General features: G+C 67.9%; 19 protein-coding genes. 10 read left to right on the forward strand and 9 right to left on the reverse strand.

What is annotated here, in order from left to right:
- Positions 1-8 precede the first annotated feature (8 nt).
- From aroQ to ACA097_RS15765, 3 genes are all read right to left on the reverse strand, one after another.
- Positions 9-452 carry a type II 3-dehydroquinate dehydratase gene (aroQ, locus tag ACA097_RS15755; RefSeq protein ID WP_043255620.1) on the reverse strand — a complete coding sequence of 148 codons (444 nt, stop codon included), beginning with the start codon at positions 450-452 and terminating at the stop codon, positions 9-11.
- Positions 453-594: 142 nt separating this feature from the next.
- Entirely contained in the window at positions 595-2457 is a 1863-nt protein-coding gene (dsbD, locus tag ACA097_RS15760) for a protein-disulfide reductase DsbD (RefSeq protein ID WP_371364399.1), read from the reverse strand.
- A 141-nt stretch (positions 2458-2598) separates the two neighbouring features.
- Positions 2599-3513 carry a LysR family transcriptional regulator gene (locus ACA097_RS15765; RefSeq protein WP_371364401.1) on the reverse strand — a complete coding sequence of 305 codons (915 nt, stop codon included), beginning with the start codon at positions 3511-3513 and terminating at the stop codon, positions 2599-2601.
- Positions 3514-3656: 143 nt separating this feature from the next.
- Here ACA097_RS15765 and speB point away from each other — a divergent pair, with 143 nt between their 5' ends.
- Positions 3657-4622, forward strand: coding sequence for an agmatinase (gene speB / locus ACA097_RS15770; protein ID WP_371364404.1), 966 nt, complete (start codon positions 3657-3659; stop codon positions 4620-4622).
- Positions 4623-4722: 100 nt separating this feature from the next.
- On the opposite strand, the gene ACA097_RS15775 is transcribed toward speB, so the two are convergent.
- On the reverse strand, positions 4723-6342 hold the full coding sequence (locus tag ACA097_RS15775; RefSeq protein ID WP_371364406.1) for a diguanylate cyclase: 1620 nt from the start codon (positions 6340-6342) through the stop codon (positions 4723-4725).
- Positions 6343-6593: 251 nt separating this feature from the next.
- Between ACA097_RS15775 and ACA097_RS15780 the strand changes: the two genes are divergently transcribed.
- The 4 genes from ACA097_RS15780 to speA all read left to right on the forward strand — a co-directional run bounded on the left by ACA097_RS15780 (position 6594) and on the right by speA (position 10959).
- Positions 6594-7661 (forward strand): DUF2333 family protein, encoded by a 1068-nt coding sequence (locus ACA097_RS15780; RefSeq protein ID WP_160288500.1) that lies wholly within the window; start codon positions 6594-6596, stop codon positions 7659-7661.
- The gene (locus ACA097_RS15785; protein WP_371364408.1) at positions 7661-8200 is read left to right on the forward strand and encodes an NUDIX hydrolase; all 540 of its coding nucleotides are present in this window, start codon (positions 7661-7663) and stop codon (positions 8198-8200) included. Before ACA097_RS15780 ends, ACA097_RS15785 begins: the two co-directional genes overlap by 1 nt.
- A gap of 242 nt (positions 8201-8442) precedes the next feature.
- Entirely contained in the window at positions 8443-8814 is a 372-nt protein-coding gene (locus ACA097_RS15790; RefSeq protein ID WP_043255611.1) for a translation initiation factor Sui1, read from the forward strand.
- Positions 8815-9045: 231 nt separating this feature from the next.
- Positions 9046-10959, forward strand: coding sequence for an arginine decarboxylase (speA, locus tag ACA097_RS15795; protein ID WP_043255609.1), 1914 nt, complete (start codon positions 9046-9048; stop codon positions 10957-10959).
- A 69-nt stretch (positions 10960-11028) separates the two neighbouring features.
- Here speA and ACA097_RS15800 read toward each other — a convergent pair whose 3' ends face one another.
- Positions 11029-12447: a PLP-dependent aminotransferase family protein gene (locus ACA097_RS15800; protein ID WP_371364410.1), complete on the reverse strand. Its 1419-nt coding sequence runs from the start codon at positions 12445-12447 to the stop codon at positions 11029-11031.
- A gap of 122 nt (positions 12448-12569) precedes the next feature.
- Here ACA097_RS15800 and cbpA point away from each other — a divergent pair, with 122 nt between their 5' ends.
- On the forward strand, positions 12570-13523 hold the full coding sequence (gene cbpA, locus ACA097_RS15805) for a curved DNA-binding protein (protein ID WP_371364412.1): 954 nt from the start codon (positions 12570-12572) through the stop codon (positions 13521-13523).
- Positions 13520-13822, forward strand: a complete 303-nt coding sequence (locus ACA097_RS15810; protein ID WP_371364414.1) for a chaperone modulator CbpM — start codon at positions 13520-13522, stop codon at positions 13820-13822. The genes cbpA and ACA097_RS15810 overlap by 4 nt, the downstream gene beginning before the upstream one ends.
- Positions 13823-13924: 102 nt before the next feature.
- Here the strand turns inward: ACA097_RS15810 and ACA097_RS15815 are convergent, their stop codons facing one another.
- Entirely contained in the window at positions 13925-14485 is a 561-nt protein-coding gene (locus ACA097_RS15815) for an NADPH-dependent FMN reductase (protein ID WP_371364416.1), read from the reverse strand.
- A gap of 185 nt (positions 14486-14670) precedes the next feature.
- Between ACA097_RS15815 and ACA097_RS15820 the strand changes: the two genes are divergently transcribed.
- The 3 genes from ACA097_RS15820 to ACA097_RS15830 are packed head-to-tail and all read left to right on the forward strand — an operon-like array spanning position 14671 to position 16742.
- Entirely contained in the window at positions 14671-15405 is a 735-nt protein-coding gene (locus ACA097_RS15820) for an NAD-dependent epimerase/dehydratase family protein (protein ID WP_371364418.1), read from the forward strand.
- A 3-nt stretch (positions 15406-15408) separates the two neighbouring features.
- Positions 15409-15888, forward strand: coding sequence for a cupin domain-containing protein (locus ACA097_RS15825; RefSeq protein ID WP_371364420.1), 480 nt, complete (start codon positions 15409-15411; stop codon positions 15886-15888).
- A gap of 14 nt (positions 15889-15902) precedes the next feature.
- A complete protein-coding gene (locus tag ACA097_RS15830; protein WP_371364422.1) occupies positions 15903-16742 on the forward strand; it encodes an arylamine N-acetyltransferase in 840 nt (279 codons plus the stop codon).
- Here the strand turns inward: ACA097_RS15830 and ACA097_RS15835 are convergent.
- Genes ACA097_RS15835 through ACA097_RS15845 form a run of 3 tightly spaced genes read right to left on the reverse strand, consistent with a single transcriptional unit; the run spans position 16739 to position 19628 of the window.
- Complete coding sequence (locus tag ACA097_RS15835; RefSeq protein ID WP_371364424.1) at positions 16739-17197, reverse strand: DUF2214 family protein; 459 nt, start codon at positions 17195-17197, stop codon at positions 16739-16741. The genes ACA097_RS15830 and ACA097_RS15835 overlap by 4 nt on opposite strands.
- A 34-nt stretch (positions 17198-17231) precedes the next feature.
- Positions 17232-18266: a diguanylate cyclase gene (locus ACA097_RS15840; protein ID WP_371364426.1), complete on the reverse strand. Its 1035-nt coding sequence runs from the start codon at positions 18264-18266 to the stop codon at positions 17232-17234.
- A gap of 12 nt (positions 18267-18278) precedes the next feature.
- Entirely contained in the window at positions 18279-19628 is a 1350-nt protein-coding gene (locus tag ACA097_RS15845) for an MATE family efflux transporter (RefSeq protein ID WP_371364428.1), read from the reverse strand.
- Positions 19629-19639: the final 11 nt, after the last annotated feature.

Here is a 19639-nt window from a genome sequence, read left to right on the forward strand (position 1 = left end):
GGTCATGGTCACGGGCGTTCAAGTTGTTCGAGGGCGGATTCCAGGGCCAGGCGGTAGCCTGTGGCTCCCAGGCCGCAGATCACCCCTACCGCTACGTCGGAGAAGTAGGAGTGATGCCGGAAAGGTTCGCGTTTGTGCACGTTGGACAGGTGCACTTCGATGAATGGGATGCTCACTGCGAGCAACGCGTCACGTAGCGCGACACTTGTATGCGTAAAAGCCGCCGGATTGATGATGATGAAGTCCACACCCTCGCTGCGCGCGGCATGGATGCGGTCGATCAGTTCGTACTCGGCATTGCTTTGCAGGTACATCAGGTGATGGCCGGCTTCGCGGGCGCGGCGCTCCAGGTCCAGGTTGATCTGCTCGAGGGTGACCGAGCCGTAGACCCCGGGTTCGCGGGTGCCCAGCAGGTTGAGATTGGGCCCGTGCAATACCAGTAAGGTGGCCATCTGGATCTTGTTCTCTCGTTCGGACGGGGTAGGAATAGGCCGGGACTATGCCGGAAAGCCGGCGTGACTGTCCAGTCATGCCGGTTTTGCTGTAGATGTCGGCATGTTGCCTGATGATTGCTGCAGAAATATGAGGCGCGGACTAGCGCGAAGCGGCCTCGCGCAGTCGCGCGGAGAGGGTGGCGGCATCGGTTTCGCCGATGATCCGCAGGTCGCTGTGCTCCCGTCCGTCGGCGGCGAACAACAGGATCGCCGGCGGGCCGAAGAGGTTGTAGCGGTCCAGCAGCGCACGCTGCTCCTCGGTGCTGGCGGTCATGTCGAAGCGCAGCAGCTGGTACTTGCCCAGCTGGCTCTGGACTTCCTCGGCGGGCAGCACCTGGCGCTCAATGATCTTGCAGCTGATGCACCAGTCGGCGTACCAGTCGAGCAGCACCGGCCGACCGGCGGCGCGCGCTTCGTCCAGCGCCGCGGCGAGTTGCGCGGGGGTGGTGAGGTTCTGCCACTGGCCGGGCACCGAGCTGGGCGGACCGGCATGTGCGGAGGGTTCGAAGCGGCCCAGCGGGTGCGTCGGATCCGACTCGCCGCGCAGGGCGCCGGCCCAGGCGGCCAGGGCGTAGACCAGGAACATCAGGCCGACGAGCTGTGCGGCGCGCTGCATCGGCGTTTTCTTGACCAGCTCCAGGGTGCCCATGGCCAGGGCGATGCCGCCGGCCAGCGCACCCCACAGGGCCAGGCTCACCGGGCCGGAGAGCACGCGTTCTAGCAGCCAGATGGCCACTGCCAGCAGCAGTACGCCGAAGAAGTTGCGCACGTGGGTCATCCAGGCGCCGCTTTTCGGCAGGACGGCGCCGCCGCCGGCGCCGAAGATCACCAGCGGCGTGCCCATGCCCAGGCCCAGGGCGAACAGCAGCAGGCCGCCGCCAAGGGCATCACCGGTGCTACCGATATAAAGGAGAAGACCCGCCAGCGGCGCCGAGACGCAAGGCGAGACCAGCAGGCTGGAAAGCACGCCCAGGGTTGCCGCACCGGCGATGGATCCGCCACGGGTGTCTGCCGCCATGCGGTCCAGGCGTTCGCGCAGGAAGCCTGGCAGGCGCAGTTCGAAGACCCCGAACATGGCCACGGCGAACAGCGCGAAGAAGGCCGCGAAGGGCACCAGCACCCAGGGCGACTGCAGCATCGCCTGCAGGTTGAGCTTGGCGCCGAACAGCCCCATCAGCGCGCCGAGCACGGCGTAGCAGACGGCCATCGGCAGCACGTAGGCCAGCGACAGGGTGAAACCGCGCATGCCGCCGGGGCGGCCGCGCAGGACCACGCCGGAAAGAATCGGCAGCATCGGCAGCACGCAGGGCGTGAAGGTCAGGGTGAGGCCGGCGAGGAAGGCGATCAGCAGGCCACGGCCGAGCTTGTGGACCTTGCCGTTGCCTTCGCCCTTGAGCATCGCCAGCAGGTCGTCGACCACGCCGGGCTCGCCCGAAGGCGCGGCCGCGCTGGCTTGCGGGGCGGGGGCGGTCTTGCCGGCGAGGCTCGCCTGGCCGTCGGCGGAGACATCCACGTGAGCGGTTTCCGGCGCGTAGCACAGTCCTTTGTCGGCGCAGCCCTGGTAGCTCACGGTCAGGCGGAACGGCAGTTTCTGCGGGTTGTTCACCGGCACCTTGACGTCGGTGATCGCGTAATAGACCTGGGAATCGCCGAAGTACTCGTCGTGGTGCGCCTTGCCCGCGGGCAGTTGCACGTCGCCTAGCGTCACCGAGGCCGGTTCGACCTGGAACTTCATGCGGTGGCGGTAGAGGTAGTAGCCCTCGGCGTTGATGAAGCGCAGTTGCACCTGCTGGCTGTCGCTGTCCTCGACGCTCAGGCGGAAGGCCTCTGCCACCGGCAGGAACTTGCCTTCGACCGGCGCCGACACGCTGAAGCCGCCGCTGCTCGGGGCGGGCTTGTCGAACAGGCCGGCGCTGGCGGGCAGGGCGAGGAGGAGCAGGAGAAGGGGCAACAGGCGGCGCATGGACGTCTCGCGGTCTTTCCGGGTGGCGGCATGATAGCCGAATGCGCCCGGGCCCTGGCCAGCCCGGCGAAGCGCGGGTGTGTCAGGGAGTGGGCGGCGGCAGTGCGACAGGCGTTGGCGCCTCGGGGTTCCCCAGCCGCGTCATTCCGCCGCGCCGGGCTCGACGTCGAAGGTTGCGCAGAGGTCTTCGACGAACGCGCGCTCGGCCGCATCGGCTTGTCGTCCGCGGTGCCGGGTGAGGCTGAAGGACACGCGGAAATCCAGCTCGCCCGGACGCAGCGCGCGCAACAGTCTGCGTTCGACCCAGGGCGCGGCGACGTGCACCGGTAGGTAGCCGATGTGCTGGCCCGAGAGGATGAAGGCCAGGCAGCCGTCCACCTGTTCGCTGCGCGCGCTGCTCAGGCGGGCCTGCAGCGGCTCGGCGGCGGCGACGAAGCGGTAGGGGTGGCGGACCATGTCGGCTTCGGCGATCAACTCGGGCGCCGGCTCATCCTGCTCGAACAGCGGATGGCCTTTGCCGCAGTACAGAGACTGCTGTTCGACGAATAGCGGCTGGTGCTGCAGCGCGCCCTGGTAGCCGGAGAAATAGCCGATGGCCAGGTGCAGGCGCCCCTGCAGCAGCAGGCGTTCGAGCTCGGCCGGCATGCCGCTAAGAAGCTCCAGGGTTACCGCCTGGTCGCGCTGGCGGAATACGCGGATGGCCTCGGAGACCTTCAGCAGCACGCTGGCGTCCAGCCCTTCGGAAATGCCGATGCGCACCTCGCCCAGGAGCTTCTCGGCGACGCCCTGGGCCTCGCTGCGGAAGCCTTCGATGGCGACGAACAGCCGTCGCGTGGCCTGCAGCAGGCTTTCGCCCTTGGTGGTCAGGCGGAAGCCGCCCTTGCCGCGCTCGCACAGGCGGTAGCCCAGGCGTGTCTCCAGCTTGGCCATCTGGATGCTGATGCTCGGCTGGCTCAGCCCAAGCTCGCCCTGGGCGGCGCTGAAGCCGCCGCATTCGACGACGGTGACGAAGAGGCGCAGCAGCTGCAGGTCGAGGTCGCGCACTTGGCTGAGCATGGCGGGGTTCCAATCATTGGCTTGGCGAAATGCCAAATTTATTAACTTTGTATTTTTGCAAAGTAAAGCGCCGGGCATCTTGTCCCCAAGGCCCGCTTCGACGGAAGCCCCTATTCGAAATGACTGCCTAGCTGAGGAATCCCATGGACCAGGCCCACGAAAACGACCAGGCGATCACCCGCGACAGCCTCTACGGCACCGCTGCGGAATCCACCTATGCCGGCATCACCAGCTTCATGCGCCGGCGCTACAGCCGCGACCTGCGCGGCGTCGACCTGGTGGTCAGCGGCGTGCCCTTCGACACCGCCACCACCAACCGTCCGGGCAGCCGTTTCGGACCGCGGGCGATTCGTGCGGCTTCGGTGCAGATGGCCTGGGCCCGGCACTATCCCTGGGAGTTCGATCCATTCGATCACCTTGCAGTGATCGACTACGGTGACTGCGCCTTCGACCACGGCACCCCGCAGGACACCCCGGCGACGATCCAGGCCCACGCAGCGCACATCCTCGACGCCGGCTGCGGCCTGCTGACCCTGGGTGGCGACCACTTCATCAGCTATCCGCTGCTCAAGGCGCATGCCGCCAAGCACGGCCCGCTGTCGCTGATCCACTTCGATGCGCACAGCGATACCTGGCCGGACGAGGAAGTGCAGCGCATCGACCACGGCACCATGTTCTATCACGCGGCCCGCGAGGGATTGGTCGACCCGTCCCGCTCGGTGCAGGTGGGGCTGCGCACCACCAACGATGACGTGATGGGCTTCCAGGTGCTGGATGCGCGCCAGGTGCATCGCCAGGGCCCCGAGCAGATCGCCGAGCTGATCCGCGCGCGGGTCGGTGACAACCCGGTGTACCTGACCTTCGACATCGACTGCCTGGACCCGGCCTTCGCCCCCGGCACCGGCACGCCGGTATGCGGCGGCCTGACTTCGAGCCAGGCGCTGGAGATCCTCCGCGGCCTGCGCGGCATCAACGTGGTGGGCATGGATGTGGTCGAAGTGGCGCCGCCTTACGACAACGCCGAGATCACCGCGCTGGCCGGTGCGACCCTGGCGATGGAGATGGTTTGCCTGTACGCGGCGCGGCACAAGCTGGGCGAGCGCACCTGATAGACGACGGTGTAAAGCCGCAAATGGCGGGCTCTTCGTAGGAGCGAGCTGGCTCGCGAACCGATTCCGCAGCGAGGCCCGTTCGCGAGCAAGCTCGCTCCTACGGGTGTTCGAACAGCTCCACCCGGTTGCGCCCGCCGTGCTTGGCGCGGTACAGCGCCTCGTCGGCGCGCTTGGCCAGGGTGGTGACGTCCATCGGGTCGATCAGTTGGGCGATGCCGCAGCTGAAGGTGCAGGTCAGGTCGTTGGGGTGTGCCGGGTAGCGGATCTCGGCGAAGCGCTGGCGGATTTCCTCCAGCACCCGTACCGCGGACTCTGCGTCCGTATCCGGCAGCACCACGGCGAATTCTTCGCCACCATAGCGGCCGATGTGATCGGTCTTGCGCAGCCGTTGCTTGAGGAACAGCGCCAGGCTCTTGATCACGCGGTCGCCCATGGGGTGGCCGTAGGTGTCGTTGACCTTCTTGAAGTGGTCGATATCGAGCATGGCGAAGGTCAGCGGCTGGCCTTCGCGGCGTGAGCGGTAGCAGGCGTCGTCGAGCAGCTGCAGGGTGTGGGTGTGGTTGAACAGCCCGGTGAGGCTGTCGCGCACCATCCTTGCCTTGAGGCTGCGCGCCCGCGCCGCGCGGTTGCGCACGGTGGCGATCAGGTGACGCGGCTTGATCGGCTTGGTGAGGAAGTCGTCGCCGCCTTCACTCATGGCGTCCAGCTGCTTGTCGAGGTCGTCCTCGGCCGACAGGTAGATGATCGGCACGCTGACGTAGCGCTCGTGCTGGCGGATCACCTTGGCCAGCTCGGTGCCCAGGCATTCGGGCATGTACATGTCGAGGATGATCAGGTCGGGCTGGAACTCGGCCAGCTCGGCCATCACCGACAATGGCGCGGTGAGCGCGCGGGTGACGATGCCGGCGCCGTTGAGGACCATTTCTGTGTGCGTGGCCTGCGCCCGCGAGTCGTCGACGATGAGCACGCGGAAGGGGTCGTAGTGGGCGACGCGGGTCAGGGTCTCGATCTTCTCCAGGACGCCGGAGGCATCCAGGGTGCCGCTGAAGAAGTCCTGGCCGCCGGCGCGCGCGGCTGCCAGGCGGGTCGGCGTGTCGGTCTCGGTGTGGCTGAAGAACAGCACCGGCAGTTTATGCGCCAGGCCTGCCTGGACTTCCTCGGCCAGGCCCAGGCCGTTGCCGGCGCCGGCGAAGTCGATGTCCATCACCAGCGCGGCAGGGTGCCGTTCGGCCATGGCCGAGCGGAAGGCGTTGGCGCTGTCGCAGGGCTGCGCGTGCAGGCCGAAGAACTCCAGCTGCTGGCTCAGGCGCTCAGCGCGTTCGACGTCCTGCAGCGCCAGGTAGACCGGCTTGCGCAGGGGCGGCAGCTGGGTCTGCTCGAGCTGGTCGCCATGCCGCAGCCCGGTGCGCGAGAGGCGCTGCATCAGGCGGTTGAATTCGCTGATCAGCTCGCTGGTCAGGCGGCCGCGGTTGTCCTGCACCGCATCCAGGCAAGCGCATACCGATGCGGCCAGCTGCGCGTGCTCGGCCTGCTCGAAGCGCTCGGCGTGGCGCTGCAGGCGCAGGGCGGCCTCGCGCAGGTCGGCCATGCCGGCGCTGTTCCATTCCGAGCGCGAGAGGTTCTGCCAGATCTCCAGCAGGTGTCGGGCCTGGTGAATCACGCGTTGGGCGAAATGGTGCTTCAAACGGTCGCGGCTGGGATCGTCGTGCTCGGTCATGGCGCGCTTCTTATAAAATGGCGCGGCCGTCGGGCAAACGGCCGCTATGATGGCATCATGCTACCAGTTGGCGCGGGCAATGCCAGTGATGTCGGTCAAGGATCGTCACACAGGCCATGCAGAGGGTAGGCTGCCCTTCGGGGGCCGAGTGCGGCATCCTAGTGGCCCCTGGATCGCCGGGCGTCGTGGGCAACCGCTGGCGCGATGCGTGGTCCAACCCTTTCCGTTATTCGATACGCAAGGACTTTGCCATGTGGAACTGGAAGAATCGCCGCAGCTCGGTGCGCGAACAGGTCGACGACAGGGTTGACGATGTGCGCGCCTATTTCGGCGGCCCCTGGCTGACCCGAGTGCTCGGCGGCCTGCTGGGCGCCTACCTGGTCGCCGCCGGCCTGGTCGGCTGGTACTGGAGCCGCGAGCCGGATCTCTTCCCCGTGCAGCAGCATGCGCAGCAGGCGGCCGAGCGTGCCGGCCGGCAGATGGTGGTGGGCTACACCACCGTGGAAACCCTCAAGGAAGTGGTCACGGTCCTGCTGAACAAGCCGGGCGGCTACCTCTCCAACGACATCTTCCCGCCGGGCCTGTGGCTGGACAACATGCCCAGCTGGGAATACGGCGTGCTGGTCCAGGTGCGCGACTTCTCCCGCGCCCTGCGCAAGGACTTCGCCCGCTCGCAGTCGCAGTCCACCGAGGACGCTGACCTCGCGCGCGCCGAACCGCGCTTCAACTTCGACAACAAGAGTTGGGCGCTGCCGTCGTCCGAGTCGGAGTACGGCGAGGGCATCAAGTCGCTCGACCGTTACCTGGCGCGCCTTTCCGCACCGGAACCCAAGGCGCAGTTCTATGCCCGCGCCGACAGCCTGAACAACTGGCTGGGTGACGTCTCCACCCGCCTGGGTTCGATGTCGCAGCGGCTCTCGGCCAGCGTCGGCCGGGTCAAGCTGAACACCAACATCAAGCCCACCACGCCGCTGGCTCCCGGCCAGGCGCCGCAGGTCGACGAAGAGCTGCAGGAAACCCCTTGGCTGCAGATCGACAACGTCTTCTACGAAGCGCGCGGCCAGGCCTGGGCGCTGTCGCACCTGCTGCGCGCCATCGAGGTCGACTTCGCCGACGTGCTGGCGAAGAAGAACGCCACCGTCAGCGTGCGCCAGATCATCCGCGAGCTGGAGGCGACCCAGGAGCCGCTGTGGAGCCCGATGGTGCTCAATGGCAGTGGCTTCGGCGTGCTGGCCAACCACTCGCTGGTGATGGCGAACTACATCTCCCGCGCCAACGCCGCGATCATCGATCTGCGGCAACTGCTGGCGCAGGGCTGATGGACCTCATCAGCGCTGCCGAGGCCGCCCACCGCGCGGCCTCGGATCGCGAGCAGATCGCCTGGGTCGACGAGCGTGACCAATTGCTCGGTTCGCTGCCGCGCGCCGAGCTGCGCCAACGCGGGCTGATCGGCCGCGGCACCTTCATCCTGCTGCTCAACGGTGCCGGCGAGCTCTGCGTGCACCGCCGCAGCCTGAGCAAGGCGGTGTACCCGGGCTACTGGGACGCCGCCGCCGGCGGAATGGTGCAGGCCGAGGAAAGCTACGCGCTGTCGGCCAGCCGTGAGCTGGAAGAGGAACTGGGCGTGGCCGGCGTCGAGCTGCGCGAACATGGCAGCTTCTTCTTCGACGAGCCGGGCAACCGCCTGTGGTGCGCGGTGTTCTCCGCGGTCTGGGACGGTCCGCTGCGGCTGCAGCCGGAAGAAGTGCTGGAGGCGAGGTTCATCGAACCGCGGCTGGCCCTCGCCGAAGCCGAGGCCGGTGCGCTCTACTGCCCGGACTCGCTGCAATCGCTGCGGCTTTATCTGTCTCAGGTCTGAATTCTCTAGAGCGCCTCTCCCGCTCGCGGGAGAGGGCGTTTTCGGACATGTCGCCAAATCACCGATCAATGACGCATTTCTGCCCTTAGCAATCGGCCGCAATGCTGGTACATTGCGCGACCTTTCCGCCCGGGTCCTCCGGCGGGAATAGCGCAGCCCCTGCCTGAGTGGGGCGTCGCGGTCGGCGCCAGCCGATCATTCGTTGACCTGGCCCTTAGAGGCCAATCCTGGGGAAACGCCCGGTGGTCAAGAAAGCTTCCTCCCTGTCCGCCCTTGGCGGGCTCGTCTACTCCACTGATTCCGGCCGGCATTGCCCGGACTGCAATCAGCCCATTGCTGCGTGCATCTGCAAGCAGGCCGTGATCCCGGCCGGCGACGGCATTGCCCGCGTGCGCCGTGAAACCAAGGGCCGCGGTGGCAAGACCGTGACCACGGTGAGCGGCGTGCCGCTGGCCGAAGACGCCCTGAAGGACCTGGCGACCGCGCTCAAGAAGCGCTGTGGCACCGGTGGCGCGTTGAAGGACGGCATCATCGAGATCCAGGGCGACCACGTCGAACTGCTCCTCGAAGAGCTGACCAAGCGCGGGCTCAAGGCGAAGAAATCCGGCGGCTGATCCGCCTCTCCCCTGCAGGGAACGGGTTTGGTGTCGTGGCCTTCGCCGCGCACACCCGACAGCCCGTTCCCTAGATGGGAGATGCGTCGCGCTCGCGAGTTCGTCGCGCTTTCCTAAACTACCGCCAGTGGTGGTGGTCAACACGGCAACGTCATACCCGACGTTTAGGCTTATCGGTGCCCGCGCACATCCCGCCGGGCGCCCGACCTTTTTTTGAGGAGACACGCGCGCATGGCCGCTAGACGGACCCGCAAAGACGACGGCAGCAACTGGACTGTGGCGGACAGCCGCAGCATGTATGGAATTCGCCATTGGGGCGCTGGCTACTTCGCGATCAACGAAGCCGGCAATGTCGAGGTGCGCCCGCAGGGCTCCGACTCCCAGCCGATCGATCTTCACGCGCTGGTCGGCCAGTTGCGTGAGGCGGGCCTGTCGCTGCCGCTGCTGGTGCGCTTCCCCGACATCCTGCAGGACCGCGTGCGCAAGCTGACCGGCGCCTTCGACGCCAACATCGCGCGCCTGGAGTACAGCAGCCGCTACACCGCGCTGTACCCGATCAAGGTCAACCAGCAGGAAGCGGTGGTGGAAAGCATCATCGCCACGCAGAACGTCTCCATCGGCCTGGAAGCCGGCTCCAAGCCGGAACTCATGGCGGTGCTGGCGCTGGCGCCCAAGGGCGGCACCATCGTTTGCAACGGCTACAAGGACCGCGAGTTCATCAAGCTGGCGCTGATGGGGCAGAAGCTCGGGCACAACGTATTCATCGTCATCGAGAAGGAGTCCGAGGTCCAGCTGGTGATCGAGGAAGCCGAGCACATCGGCGTGCTGCCGCAGGTTGGTCTGCGCGTGCGGCTGTCCTCGCTGGCGTCCTCGAAATGGGCCGACACCGGTGGCGAGAAGGCCAAGTTCGGTCTTTCCGCCGCGCAGCTGCTGTCGGTTGTCGAGCGCTTCCGCGCGGCCGGCCTGGACCAGGGCGTGCGCCTGCTGCACTTCCACATGGGGTCGCAGATCGCCAACCTGGCCGACTACCAGCACGGCTTCAAGGAAGCCATCCGCTACTACGGCGAACTGCGTGCCCTCGGCCTGCCGGTGGACCACGTGGACGTCGGCGGCGGCCTGGGCGTGGACTACGACGGTACCCACTCGCGCAATGCCAGCTCGATCAACTACGACATCGACGACTACGCCGGTGTGGTGGTCGGCATGCTCAAGGAGTTCTGCGACGCGCAGGGCCTGCCGCATCCGCACATCTTCTCCGAAAGCGGCCGCGCGCTGACCGCGCACCACGCGGTGCTGATCACCCAGGTCACCGACGTCGAGCGGCACAACGACGAGCAACCCAAGATCAGCGATCTCGCCGAACAGCCGGAAATCGTCCAGTGGCTGGCTGACCTGCTCGGCCCGACCGACGCCGAGATGGTCACCGAGACCTACTGGCGCGCCACCCACTATATGAGCGATGCCGCCGCGCAGTACGCCGAGGGCAAGATCAACCTGGCGCAGAAGGCCCTGGCCGAGCAGTGCTACTTCGCCATCTGCCGGCGCCTGCACAACCAGCTCAAGGCCCGCCAGCGCTCGCACCGCCAGGTGATCGACGAGCTCAACGACAAGCTCGCCGACAAGTACATCTGCAACTTCTCGGTGTTCCAGAGCCTGCCGGACACCTGGGCGATCGGGCAGGTGCTGCCGATCCTGCCGATCCATCGCCTGGACGAGGAGCCGCTGCGCCGCGCGGTGCTGCAGGACCTGACCTGTGACTCCGACGGCAAGATCACCCAGTACGTCGACGAGCAGAGCATCGAGACCAGCCTGCCGGTGCACGACGTGAAGGAAGGCGAGGACTACATGATCGGCGTGTTCCTGGTCGGCGCCTACCAGGAGATCCTCGGCGACATGCACAACCTGTTCGGCGACACCGACTCGGTGAACGTCTACCAGAACGCCGACGGCAGCTTCTCCCACGCCGGCATCGAGACCCACGACACCATCGAGGACATGCTGCGCTACGTGCACCTGTCGCCCGAGGAGCTGATGACCCACTACCGCGACAAGGTAGCCGGGGCCAAGCTCACCGCGCGCGAACGCACGCAGTTCCTCGACGCGCTGCGCCTGGGCCTGACCCGTTCGGCGTACCTGTCGTCCTGATGAAAAAGCCCCGTTTCGGCGGGGCTTCTTCTTTGCGGAGGGCGTAAAACCGTTCGCGGTTATACGCCGCTACGTTTCCATCACCTCCGCCACGCGCTTGGACAGTTCGGCCGCTTCCGGCGCGCTTTTCACGTTCGTGAAACTCATCACCAACGCCGGCTCGCGGCGGGCCTCCACGCACCAGCTGTTCAGCGCCTGCAGGCCGAGGCCGGCGGCGTGGGCGCGTTGGGCGATGGCGCGGTCGTCGCCTCCGATTCGGCCGATCAGGTGCAGGCCGCCTGGGAGATCGTCGAAGTGCATGGCTTCGCCCAGGCGCTGTTCCAGGGCGCTGCGCAGCATCTGCCGGCGTTCGGCGTAGAGTGTCCGGGTGCGTTTCAGATGGCGGGAGAAGTGGCCCTCGACGAAGAAGTCGCAGAGTGTCGCCTGCAGCAGCTCCGAGCAGCCCGAGGCGAACACCTGCTGGCTGCGCACGAAGTCTGGCAGCAGGTCCTTCGGCACCACCAGGTAGCCCAGGCGCAGGGCCGGGAACAGCACCTTGCTGAAGGTGCCGGTGTAGAGCACGCGGCCCTGGCGGTCGAGGCTCTTCAGGGCTGGCAGGGGGAAGCTGGCATAGCGGTACTCGCTGTCGTAGTCGTCCTCGACGATCCAGGCGCCGCTGCGCTCGGCCCAGTCCAGCAGTGCCAGGCGGCGTGGCAGGCTCAGAGCTACACCGGTGGGGCTCTGCTGTGACGGCGTGACCAGCGCGAAGCGCGCCTGCGGGGCGCGACGTTCGCCTTCCGATACGCACAGCCCATCGTTATCCACAGGCACTGGCACCAGCGTTGCGCCCGCCGCCGTCATCAATTGGCGGCCCCGTGGATAGCCGGGGTCTTCGTGCCAGACGGCGTCGCCCGGTTGCAGAAGGGTGCGAGTGATCAGGTCCAGCGCGCCCTGGTAGCCGGCGCAGATCAGCACCTGCGCCGGTTCGCAGGCGATCCCGCGGGAGACGCTGAGATAGCCGGCCAGCGCCTCGCGCAGCGGGCCGAAGCCGCAGGGGTCGGGATATGCCAGCTCGCCCGGCTGGGTGTGGCGCAAGCGCCGGCCGGCGAGGCGCGACCAGAGGGCGCGGGGGAAGGCATCCAGTGCCGGCAGGCCGAGCTGGAAGGGGCGGATGCCGGGGCCATGGGCGATCAGGCCGGGCAACGCCGGTGCGGTCGGCGGTGCCTTGTGCGGCGAGGGCGTGGTGTCGCGCCCGCTCAGTTGCGGGGAGACCACCGTGCCGGCCGGCCCGCGCGCCAGCAGGTAGCCCTCGCTGGTCAGCAGCTGGTAGGCCAGTTCCACGGTGCCGCGCGCCACGCCCAGCTCGCCGGCCAGGCCGCGCACCGGGGGCACGCGCTCGCCCGGACGCAGCGTGCCGCGGGCGATGGCTTCCTTGAAGCGCTCGTAGATCTGCCGGTAGATCGGTTGCGCCAGGCTCGGGTCGAGGCGCAGGGCGAGGGGCTCGGACATGGCCTTGCTCGAAGGTCGGTAAATGGGAAAACGACTATGCCATGACCCGCGTCAGTCGTCCTGTCCGCCGGCCTGTGCGCCGAGCGGCTAGGCTTGCAGTTCCAGACCCGGGAGCGATGGCGATGGAGTTCAAGGACTACTATGCGGCGCTGGGCGTGGCCGCGGATGCCGACGAGAAGACGATCAAGAGCGCGTACCGCAAGCTGGCGCGCAAATACCACCCGGACGTCAGCAAGGAAGCCAACGCGGAAGAGCGCTTCAAGGAAGTCGCCGAGGCCTATGAAGTCCTGAAGAGCCCGGAGAAGCGCGCCGAATACGACCAACTGCGCCAATACGGCAACCGCGAGAAGTTCGAGGCACCGCCAGGCTGGCAGCCGTCCGGCGGGTTCGAGGGCGCCGAGCATTTCCAGGAACGCGATTTCTCCGATTTCTTCGAGTCGATCTTCGGCGCGCGGGCCGGCGCCCAGGGGCAACAGCGCCCCCGCGAGCGGCGCGGCCGCGACATCGAGCTGGAGGTGCCACTGTTCCTCGAGGAACTGCAGTCCGGCGAGCCGCACCCGGTCAGCTTCGGCTTGCCGGCCTATGACGAATACGGCCGGCGCCAGCCGGACGTGGAGAAGCACCTGAAGGTGCGCATCCCGCCGGGTGCGGTGGATGGCGAGCGCATCCGCCTGAAGGGGCAGGGCGGCGCAGGCGCGAACGGCGGTCCGGCGGGCGACCTCTACCTGATCATTCGCCTGGCGCCACACCCGCTGTTCGACGTCGACGGCCGCGACCTGTTGGTCAGCGTGCCGCTGGCGCCCTGGGAAGCGGCGCTGGGGGCGAAGGTCGAAGTGCCGACCCTGGCCGGCCGCATCGCCCTCAGCGTGCCGCCGGGCAGCCAGGCCGGGCAGCGCTTGCGCATCCGCGGCAAGGGCTTGGCGGGCAAGGGCGGCGATGCCGCGGGCGATCTCTACGCGGTGCTGAAGATCGTCATGCCCAAGGGTGCCGCTGAAGGCGATACGCGCAAACTGTGGGAGGAACTGGCCGCCAAGGCGGCCTTCGACCCGCGTCGCGAATGGAGTAAACGGCCATGACCGAAGTCCTGTTCACCCTGGAGTTCGATGAGCTCTGCGAATGCGCCAGGCTGCCGCGCGAGACGCTGCTGGAAATCATCGAGGTCGGCATCGTCGAGCCGCAGGAAAGACGCGGCGAAACCTGGTTGTTCGCCGCCGAGTCGGTGCTCGTTTTGCGTCGTGCGGCACGCCTGCAGCGCGAACTCGAGCTGGACTGGCCGGCCATTGCCCTGGCCCTGCATCTGCTCGACGAGGTGGAGGCGCTGCGCGCGGAGAACGAACGGCTGCGCCGGCGGCTGTCGCGGTATGAGGAAGAGTGAGGGTCTTGTGTAGGAGCGAGCTTGCTCGCGAACAGGCGCTGCTGCGGGACTGTTCGCGAGCAATGACTGGGCGTCCCCCTCGCTCCTACGAAGAGCAACGCCTTACGCCCCGGCGATCTTCTCCACCCAGGCGGCATAGCTGTTGATGATGGTCTGCAGGAACGGCTTGACCTGGTCGTTCGGCTGCCCGGCGTCGTCGAAGAAGCTGCCGGCGCCGCCCAGGTAGGTTTCCGGCTGCTGCATGCAGGGCACGTCGAGGAACACCAGCGACTGGCGCAGGTGGTGGTTGGCGCCAAAGCCGCCGATGGCCCCCGGCGAGGCGCTGACCACCGCACCCGGCTTGCCGCCCCAGGCGCTCTTTCCGTAGGGCCGCGAGCCGACGTCGATGGCGTTCTTCATCGGTGCCGGCACCGAGCGGTTGTATTCCGGGGTGACGAAGAGCAGCGCGTCGGCGCGGCGGATGCGCTCGCGGAACGCGGTGTAGGCCGCCGGCGGGTTGCCGCCGTCGATATCTTCGCTGTACAGCGGCAGGTCGCCGATCTCGACGATCTCCAGCTTCAGGCTCGGCGGCGCGAGGGCGGCCAGGGCCAGCGCCACTTTGCGATTGAGGGATTGCTTGCGCAGGCTGCCGACCACTACGGCGACGTCGAAGACTTTGCTCATGGGGCGTTTCCTCGTTGCGGGACGAATCGGAACTCTTGGTTATAGACGACAAAGTTCGGCCTAGAGCGGCTGCATGTCGACGAGGGCCCTATGTCCTAGTCATCCGTACGATTCTTGGCTCTGTGGACTGAGTCATGGCTGACCTAGAGTGGCGACCATCCACCACTTTCCAGTCGAGGTCGAACATGTGCGCGAAAGTCTTCTTTGCCGGTGCCAGTGGCGCCGTTGGCCGGCGTCTGCTGCCGCTGTTGCTGGCGCGCGGCTATCGGGTACTGGCGATCAGTCGTGACGAGCAACGGGCCGCCGCGCTGCGCGCAGCCGGCGCCGAGGCGCAGGTGCTGGACGTCTTCGACGGTGAAGCGCTGACCCGCGCCATGCTCGATTTCCAGCCGCAGTGGGTGATGCACCAGCTCACCGACCTGCCGCCCGGCCTGGACCCGACAGAAATGGCCGAGGCCACGGTGCGCAATGCTCGGATACGCCGCGAAGGCACCGCCAATCTGGTCGCCGCTGCGCGCGCTGCGGGCGCGCAGCGCCTGGTGGCGCAGAGCATCGCCTGGGCCTACGCGCCGGGTGAGTTGCCGCACCGCGAAGAGCAGCCGCTCGACCTCTCTGCCGAGGGCGCCCGTGCCATCACCGTGGGGGGCGTCGCCGCGCTTGAGAACACCGTGCTCCGCGCCGACCCTGTGCAAGGCGTGGTGCTGCGTTATGGCCGGCTTTATGGCCCGGGCACAGGCTTCGATATCCCCGATCCGCGCCTGGCACTGCACGTCGATGATGCCGCGCGCGCGGCCCTGCTGGCCCTGGAATGGGGCACGCCGGGGGCCTACAACCTGGTCGAGCAGGACCTCGACGCCAGCGCCGCGCTGGCCCGCTACCGGCTCGGCTGGCAGCCGGGCTTCCGCCTGCAGGAGGCCTGAGCCATGAACACTGCCGCTTTGCAGCGCTCGGCGAGCCTCTGGCCGCTGGCGCTGCTTGCTGTGCTGGCGCTGGGCGCGGCCTGGCTGCCGCCGCTGCAGCAGGCCAAGAGTTCGGCGGAGGAAGCCGGAGCGCGGCCGCAGACTAAGGTGACCGTGCTGTCCTGCGAGCCGCTGGCAGAAGTGCCTGGCAAGGTGATGACCAGCGTGCTCGTCGACTTCCCGCCCGGCGCCTACACCCCAGCGCATCGTCATCCCGGCGCGCTGACTGCCTACGTGCTGCGCGGCCAGGTGCGCTCGCGCATGGAAGGCGAGCCGCCGCACACCTATGGCGTCGGCCAGACCTGGTTCGAGCCGAGCGGCGCGCTGCATCTGTTCGCCGAGAACGCGAGCCGCGAGGAGCCGGCGCAGCTATTGGCGACCTTCGTCACCGACGAAGGCTGCGGCCCGCTGACGATTCCCGAAGACCACCCCCATTCCCCATGAGCAGGGAGAGCCCCATGACCCCCGTCGATCCTTTTACGCCCGAGCAATTGCAGGCCTGCCTTCTGCGCCTCGGCTTGCCACTCCAGGCGTTTCCCGCAACGCGCGAAAGTCTCGACCGCCTGATAGACGCATCGCTGCACCAATTGCCGTTCGAGAACCTCAGCGTGCTGCTGGAGCGGCCGGTGCAGATCGACCCCGACGCGGTGTTCGCCAAGGTCATCGAGGGTTGGCGTGGCGGTTACTGCTTCGAGCTGAACAGCCTGTTCGCGCGCCTGCTGGTCAGCCTCGGCTTCGACGTGCGCCTGCTGGTCGCGCGGGTGCGCTGGGGGCTGCCGGCGGATGCCGAACGCACCCAGCAGAGCCACCTGTTGCTGCGTGTCGAACTGGAGGAGGGGCCTTGCCTGGTGGATGTCGGCTTTGGCGGGGCCAACCCGCCGCGGGCCCTGCCGCTGCGCATCGGCGAGGAGCAGCCCGGTGGCTGGCGCGTCGCCGTGCACGAGGGCGACGAGCTGGAGTTGGCCCTGCGCACGTCCATCGGCTGGGCGGGGCTCTACCGCTTCACCCTGCAGGAACAGCACTGGCTCGATTACCAGCCGCGCAACTGGTTCACCTCGACCCATCCGCAGAGCGTATTTCGCCGTTCGCTGAAGGTCGCGATCAGCGAGGAGGACCGCCGCCTGACGCTGCTCGACGGCGTATTCGGGGTGCGCAGCGCCGACGGTCGCACGACGCAGCGGGTGATTACCGATGTCGACGAACTGATCGAATTGTTGCGCTCGCGCTTCCGCCTCGGCCTGCCGCCGGCCGATGCCGAACTGCTGCGCGAGCGCCTGCTGCCGTTGCTGCGGGGCTAGTTGCCGATGACGCCGATGCCGTGGGCCATCAGGCTGGCCAGCAGGGCGAGGACCAGCATGGCCAGCAGTTCCACGCGGATCACCATGGTCACGCGCTTGCCCTGCGCGGCGCTGACTTCCGGCACCTGGCCGGCCTGCAGCGCGTGGCGCCAGTTGAGGAAGGTCAGGGTCGGGTAGATCGACAGCAGCGCCACCACCACGAAGAGCCCGACCAGGGCGTGGAAGGCGGCGTTGTGCAGGTAATAGTCCAGAGCCTTGGCGAACCACACCGCGCGGGCGATGCCGCTGAGCAACACGACGCCGGCGCTGGCGCCGTAGGCCAGGTCGATGATCACCAGGCTGCGCGCGCGCTGGGTATCCAGCGGCAGCTTGAACAGACGGTGCTCCAGCACCAGTAGGGCGAACATCACGAACAGCGAGAGAAAGTGCAGGTAGGCAACCAGGGCTGCGGCCATGTCGGGCGTTCCTTGTCGTGGGGGATGACGCAGGTTAGTCGATGGCGGTGAATTCCACGCGGTCGCGGCCGCCGTGCTTGGCCCGGTAGAGCGCGCCGTCGGCACGCTTGAGGCCGGCATCGAGCGTCTCCTGCGGTCGGGCCAGCGTACAACCCAGGCTGAGGGTCACCGGCAACGGGCCGCTGTCCAGTGCGAAAGGCTTGCCGCCGATGGCCACGCGCATGCGCTCGGCAATGCGCTGCAGCTCGGCGGCGTCCTGCACGCGCAGCAGGGCGACGAATTCCTCGCCGCCCTGGCGCACCAGCAGGTCGTCCGGGCGCAGCGCGGCACGCAGCCGGCGCGCGGATTCGCAGAGCACGGCATCGCCGGTGTCGTGGCCGAAACGGTCGTTGATGGACTTGAAGTGGTCGAGGTCGGCATAGATGACACCCAGCCGCTGCTGCCGTTCCTGCGCCATGGCGGCCTCGCGCGGGTGCAGCAGGGCCAGGGCGCTGCGGTTCCACAGCTGGGTCAGCGAGTCGAGCAGGGCGCGGCGCTGTTCGCGATCCACCGCCTGGCGCAGGGCCTGGTTGCGCTGCAGCAGGGCGCGCAGCTGCAGGTAGCCTTCGGCGAGAGTGGCGAGCTGCTGGAAGTGGGCCATCTCGCTCTCGCGCAACGTGCGCGGCTGTGGGTCGAGCATGCACAGGGTACCGATGGGCTGGCCGTTGGCGGCGTGCAGCGGCTGGCCGGCATAGAAGCGGATGAACGGCGGGCCGAGCACCAGCGGGTTGTCGGCGAAGCGCTCGTCCTGGCGGGCGTCGGGCACCACCAGCGGGTCCGTGCTGAGGATGGCGTGGCCGCAAAAGGAGATGTCGCGGCGCGTCTCGCTGGCGTCCAGGCCGACGCGAGCCTTGAACCACTGGCGGTCCTGGTCGATCAGGCTGATCAGCACGGTCTGTGCTCGGGACAGGTCCTGGGTCAGTTGCACCAGGGTATCCAGGTAGTGCTCGGCCGGCGTATCGAGCACGGCCATCTCTTCCAGCGCCTGCAGGCGGCAGCTTTCATCGGCGGGCATGGGGCAAGCGAGCATCGTTCCTCCGGGTCAGGTGGATGGCAGGCCGATCCAGGCATCCCGGCGCGTCAGGCGCCAGGCGTAGCCGGCGAGGATCAGGCCGCGCAGCAACATGAAGCATAGAAAAGCCAGCCAGAGACCGTGGTTGCCCAGCGGTTGCAGCACCCAGCCCAGCGGCAGGCTGACGACGCAGGCCAGGAGCATGGCATTGCGCATTTCGCGGGCGCGGGTCGCGCCGATGAACAGGCCGTCGAGCAGGTAGCTCCACATGCCGATCAGCGGCAGCACGGCGAGGTAGGGCAGGTACTGGTCGGCCACCGCGCGGACTTCCGGAATGTCGCTCTGCAGGGCGACGAACAGGTGCCCGGCGGCACCGAAGAAGGCCACGAAGCCGAGGCTCGCGAGTAGTGACCAGCCGCAGGCGACTATCAGCGAGCGGCGCAGGGACTGCCGATCGCCGCCGCCGATGGCGTGGCCGCACAGGGCCTCCACCGCATGGGCCAGGCCGTCGAGGGCGTAGGAGGTGATCATCAGGCCGTTGAGCAGCAGGGCGTTGGCCGCCACCGTGGCATCGCCCAGGCGCGCGCCCTGCACGGTTACCAGGAAGAACACGCCCTGCAGCGCCAGGCTACGGATGAAGATGTCGCGGTTGACCATCAGCAGCGGCGCCCAGCTCAGCCACTGGCGCAGGCGGCTCCATTGCGGCACGCCGGGGAAGCGCCGCAGCGCATCGCGGGCCAGCCACAGGCCGAGCAGCGCGCCGCTCCATTCGGCGATCACCGAAGCCTTGGCGGCACCCGCCACGCCCCAGCCGAGGCCGAGGACGAAGAGCAGCTCGAGGGCGACGTTCACCAGGTTGGTGGTCAGCAGGATGGCCAGCGGCCCGCGGGCGTTCTGCGTACCCAGCAGCCAGCCGATCAGCGCGTAGCTCGCCAGCGCCGCGGGCAGTCCGAACAGGCGGATGTGGAAGAACTGCCGGGCAAGGCTGTCGAGCTCCGGCGAGGTGTTCATCAGGTCCATCGCCAGTGGCGTCAGCGGAATCGCCAGCAGGCCCAGCAGCAACGCCAGGCCCATCGCCAGCAGCAGGCCCTGGCCGAGGATCAGGCGCAACGCGCCGCCGTCGTCGCGTCCGGCGGCCTGGGCGGCGAAGCCGGTGGTGCCCATGCGCAGGAAACCGAGGATGCCCACCAGCAGCGTGTAGAGGCTGCCGCCCACCGCCACCGCGCCCAGTTGATGCGCATGCGGCAGGTGGCCGATGACCGCGCTGTCGACCAGCGTGACCAGCGGGACCGAGACGTTGGAGAGGATCATCGGCGCGGCCAGGGCCCAGACCCGGCTGTGGGTCGGTCGGTCGCGCCAGGCGTCGCTCAGTGGGTTCATGCGGGGCTCCT

The sequence above is a fragment of the Pseudomonas sp. QL9 genome (genome assembly GCF_041409665.1).
Classification (GTDB): domain Bacteria; phylum Pseudomonadota; class Gammaproteobacteria; order Pseudomonadales; family Pseudomonadaceae; genus Pseudomonas; species Pseudomonas knackmussii.

Coding starts and splice junctions, on each gene's coding strand:
- ACA097_RS15820 (WP_371364418.1), top strand. CDS start 14,671: ATGTGCGCGAAAGTCTTCTTTGCCGGTGCCAGTGGCGCCGTTGGCCGG.
- ACA097_RS15775 (WP_371364406.1), bottom strand. CDS start 6,342: ATGACCGAGCACGACGATCCCAGCCGCGACCGTTTGAAGCACCATTTC.
- ACA097_RS15830 (WP_371364422.1), top strand. CDS start 15,903: ATGACCCCCGTCGATCCTTTTACGCCCGAGCAATTGCAGGCCTGCCTT.
- dsbD (WP_371364399.1), bottom strand. CDS start 2,457: ATGCGCCGCCTGTTGCCCCTTCTCCTGCTCCTCCTCGCCCTGCCCGCC.
- ACA097_RS15845 (WP_371364428.1), bottom strand. CDS start 19,628: ATGAACCCACTGAGCGACGCCTGGCGCGACCGACCGACCCACAGCCGG.
- ACA097_RS15840 (WP_371364426.1), bottom strand. CDS start 18,266: ATGCTCGCTTGCCCCATGCCCGCCGATGAAAGCTGCCGCCTGCAGGCG.
- speB (WP_371364404.1), top strand. CDS start 3,657: ATGGACCAGGCCCACGAAAACGACCAGGCGATCACCCGCGACAGCCTC.
- ACA097_RS15810 (WP_371364414.1), top strand. CDS start 13,520: ATGACCGAAGTCCTGTTCACCCTGGAGTTCGATGAGCTCTGCGAATGC.
- speA (WP_043255609.1), top strand. CDS start 9,046: ATGGCCGCTAGACGGACCCGCAAAGACGACGGCAGCAACTGGACTGTG.
- ACA097_RS15800 (WP_371364410.1), bottom strand. CDS start 12,447: ATGTCCGAGCCCCTCGCCCTGCGCCTCGACCCGAGCCTGGCGCAACCG.
- ACA097_RS15785 (WP_371364408.1), top strand. CDS start 7,661: ATGGACCTCATCAGCGCTGCCGAGGCCGCCCACCGCGCGGCCTCGGAT.
- ACA097_RS15815 (WP_371364416.1), bottom strand. CDS start 14,485: ATGAGCAAAGTCTTCGACGTCGCCGTAGTGGTCGGCAGCCTGCGCAAG.
- ACA097_RS15835 (WP_371364424.1), bottom strand. CDS start 17,197: ATGGCCGCAGCCCTGGTTGCCTACCTGCACTTTCTCTCGCTGTTCGTG.
- ACA097_RS15780 (WP_160288500.1), top strand. CDS start 6,594: ATGTGGAACTGGAAGAATCGCCGCAGCTCGGTGCGCGAACAGGTCGAC.
- ACA097_RS15765 (WP_371364401.1), bottom strand. CDS start 3,513: ATGCTCAGCCAAGTGCGCGACCTCGACCTGCAGCTGCTGCGCCTCTTC.
- aroQ (WP_043255620.1), bottom strand. CDS start 452: ATGGCCACCTTACTGGTATTGCACGGGCCCAATCTCAACCTGCTGGGC.
- cbpA (WP_371364412.1), top strand. CDS start 12,570: ATGGAGTTCAAGGACTACTATGCGGCGCTGGGCGTGGCCGCGGATGCC.
- ACA097_RS15825 (WP_371364420.1), top strand. CDS start 15,409: ATGAACACTGCCGCTTTGCAGCGCTCGGCGAGCCTCTGGCCGCTGGCG.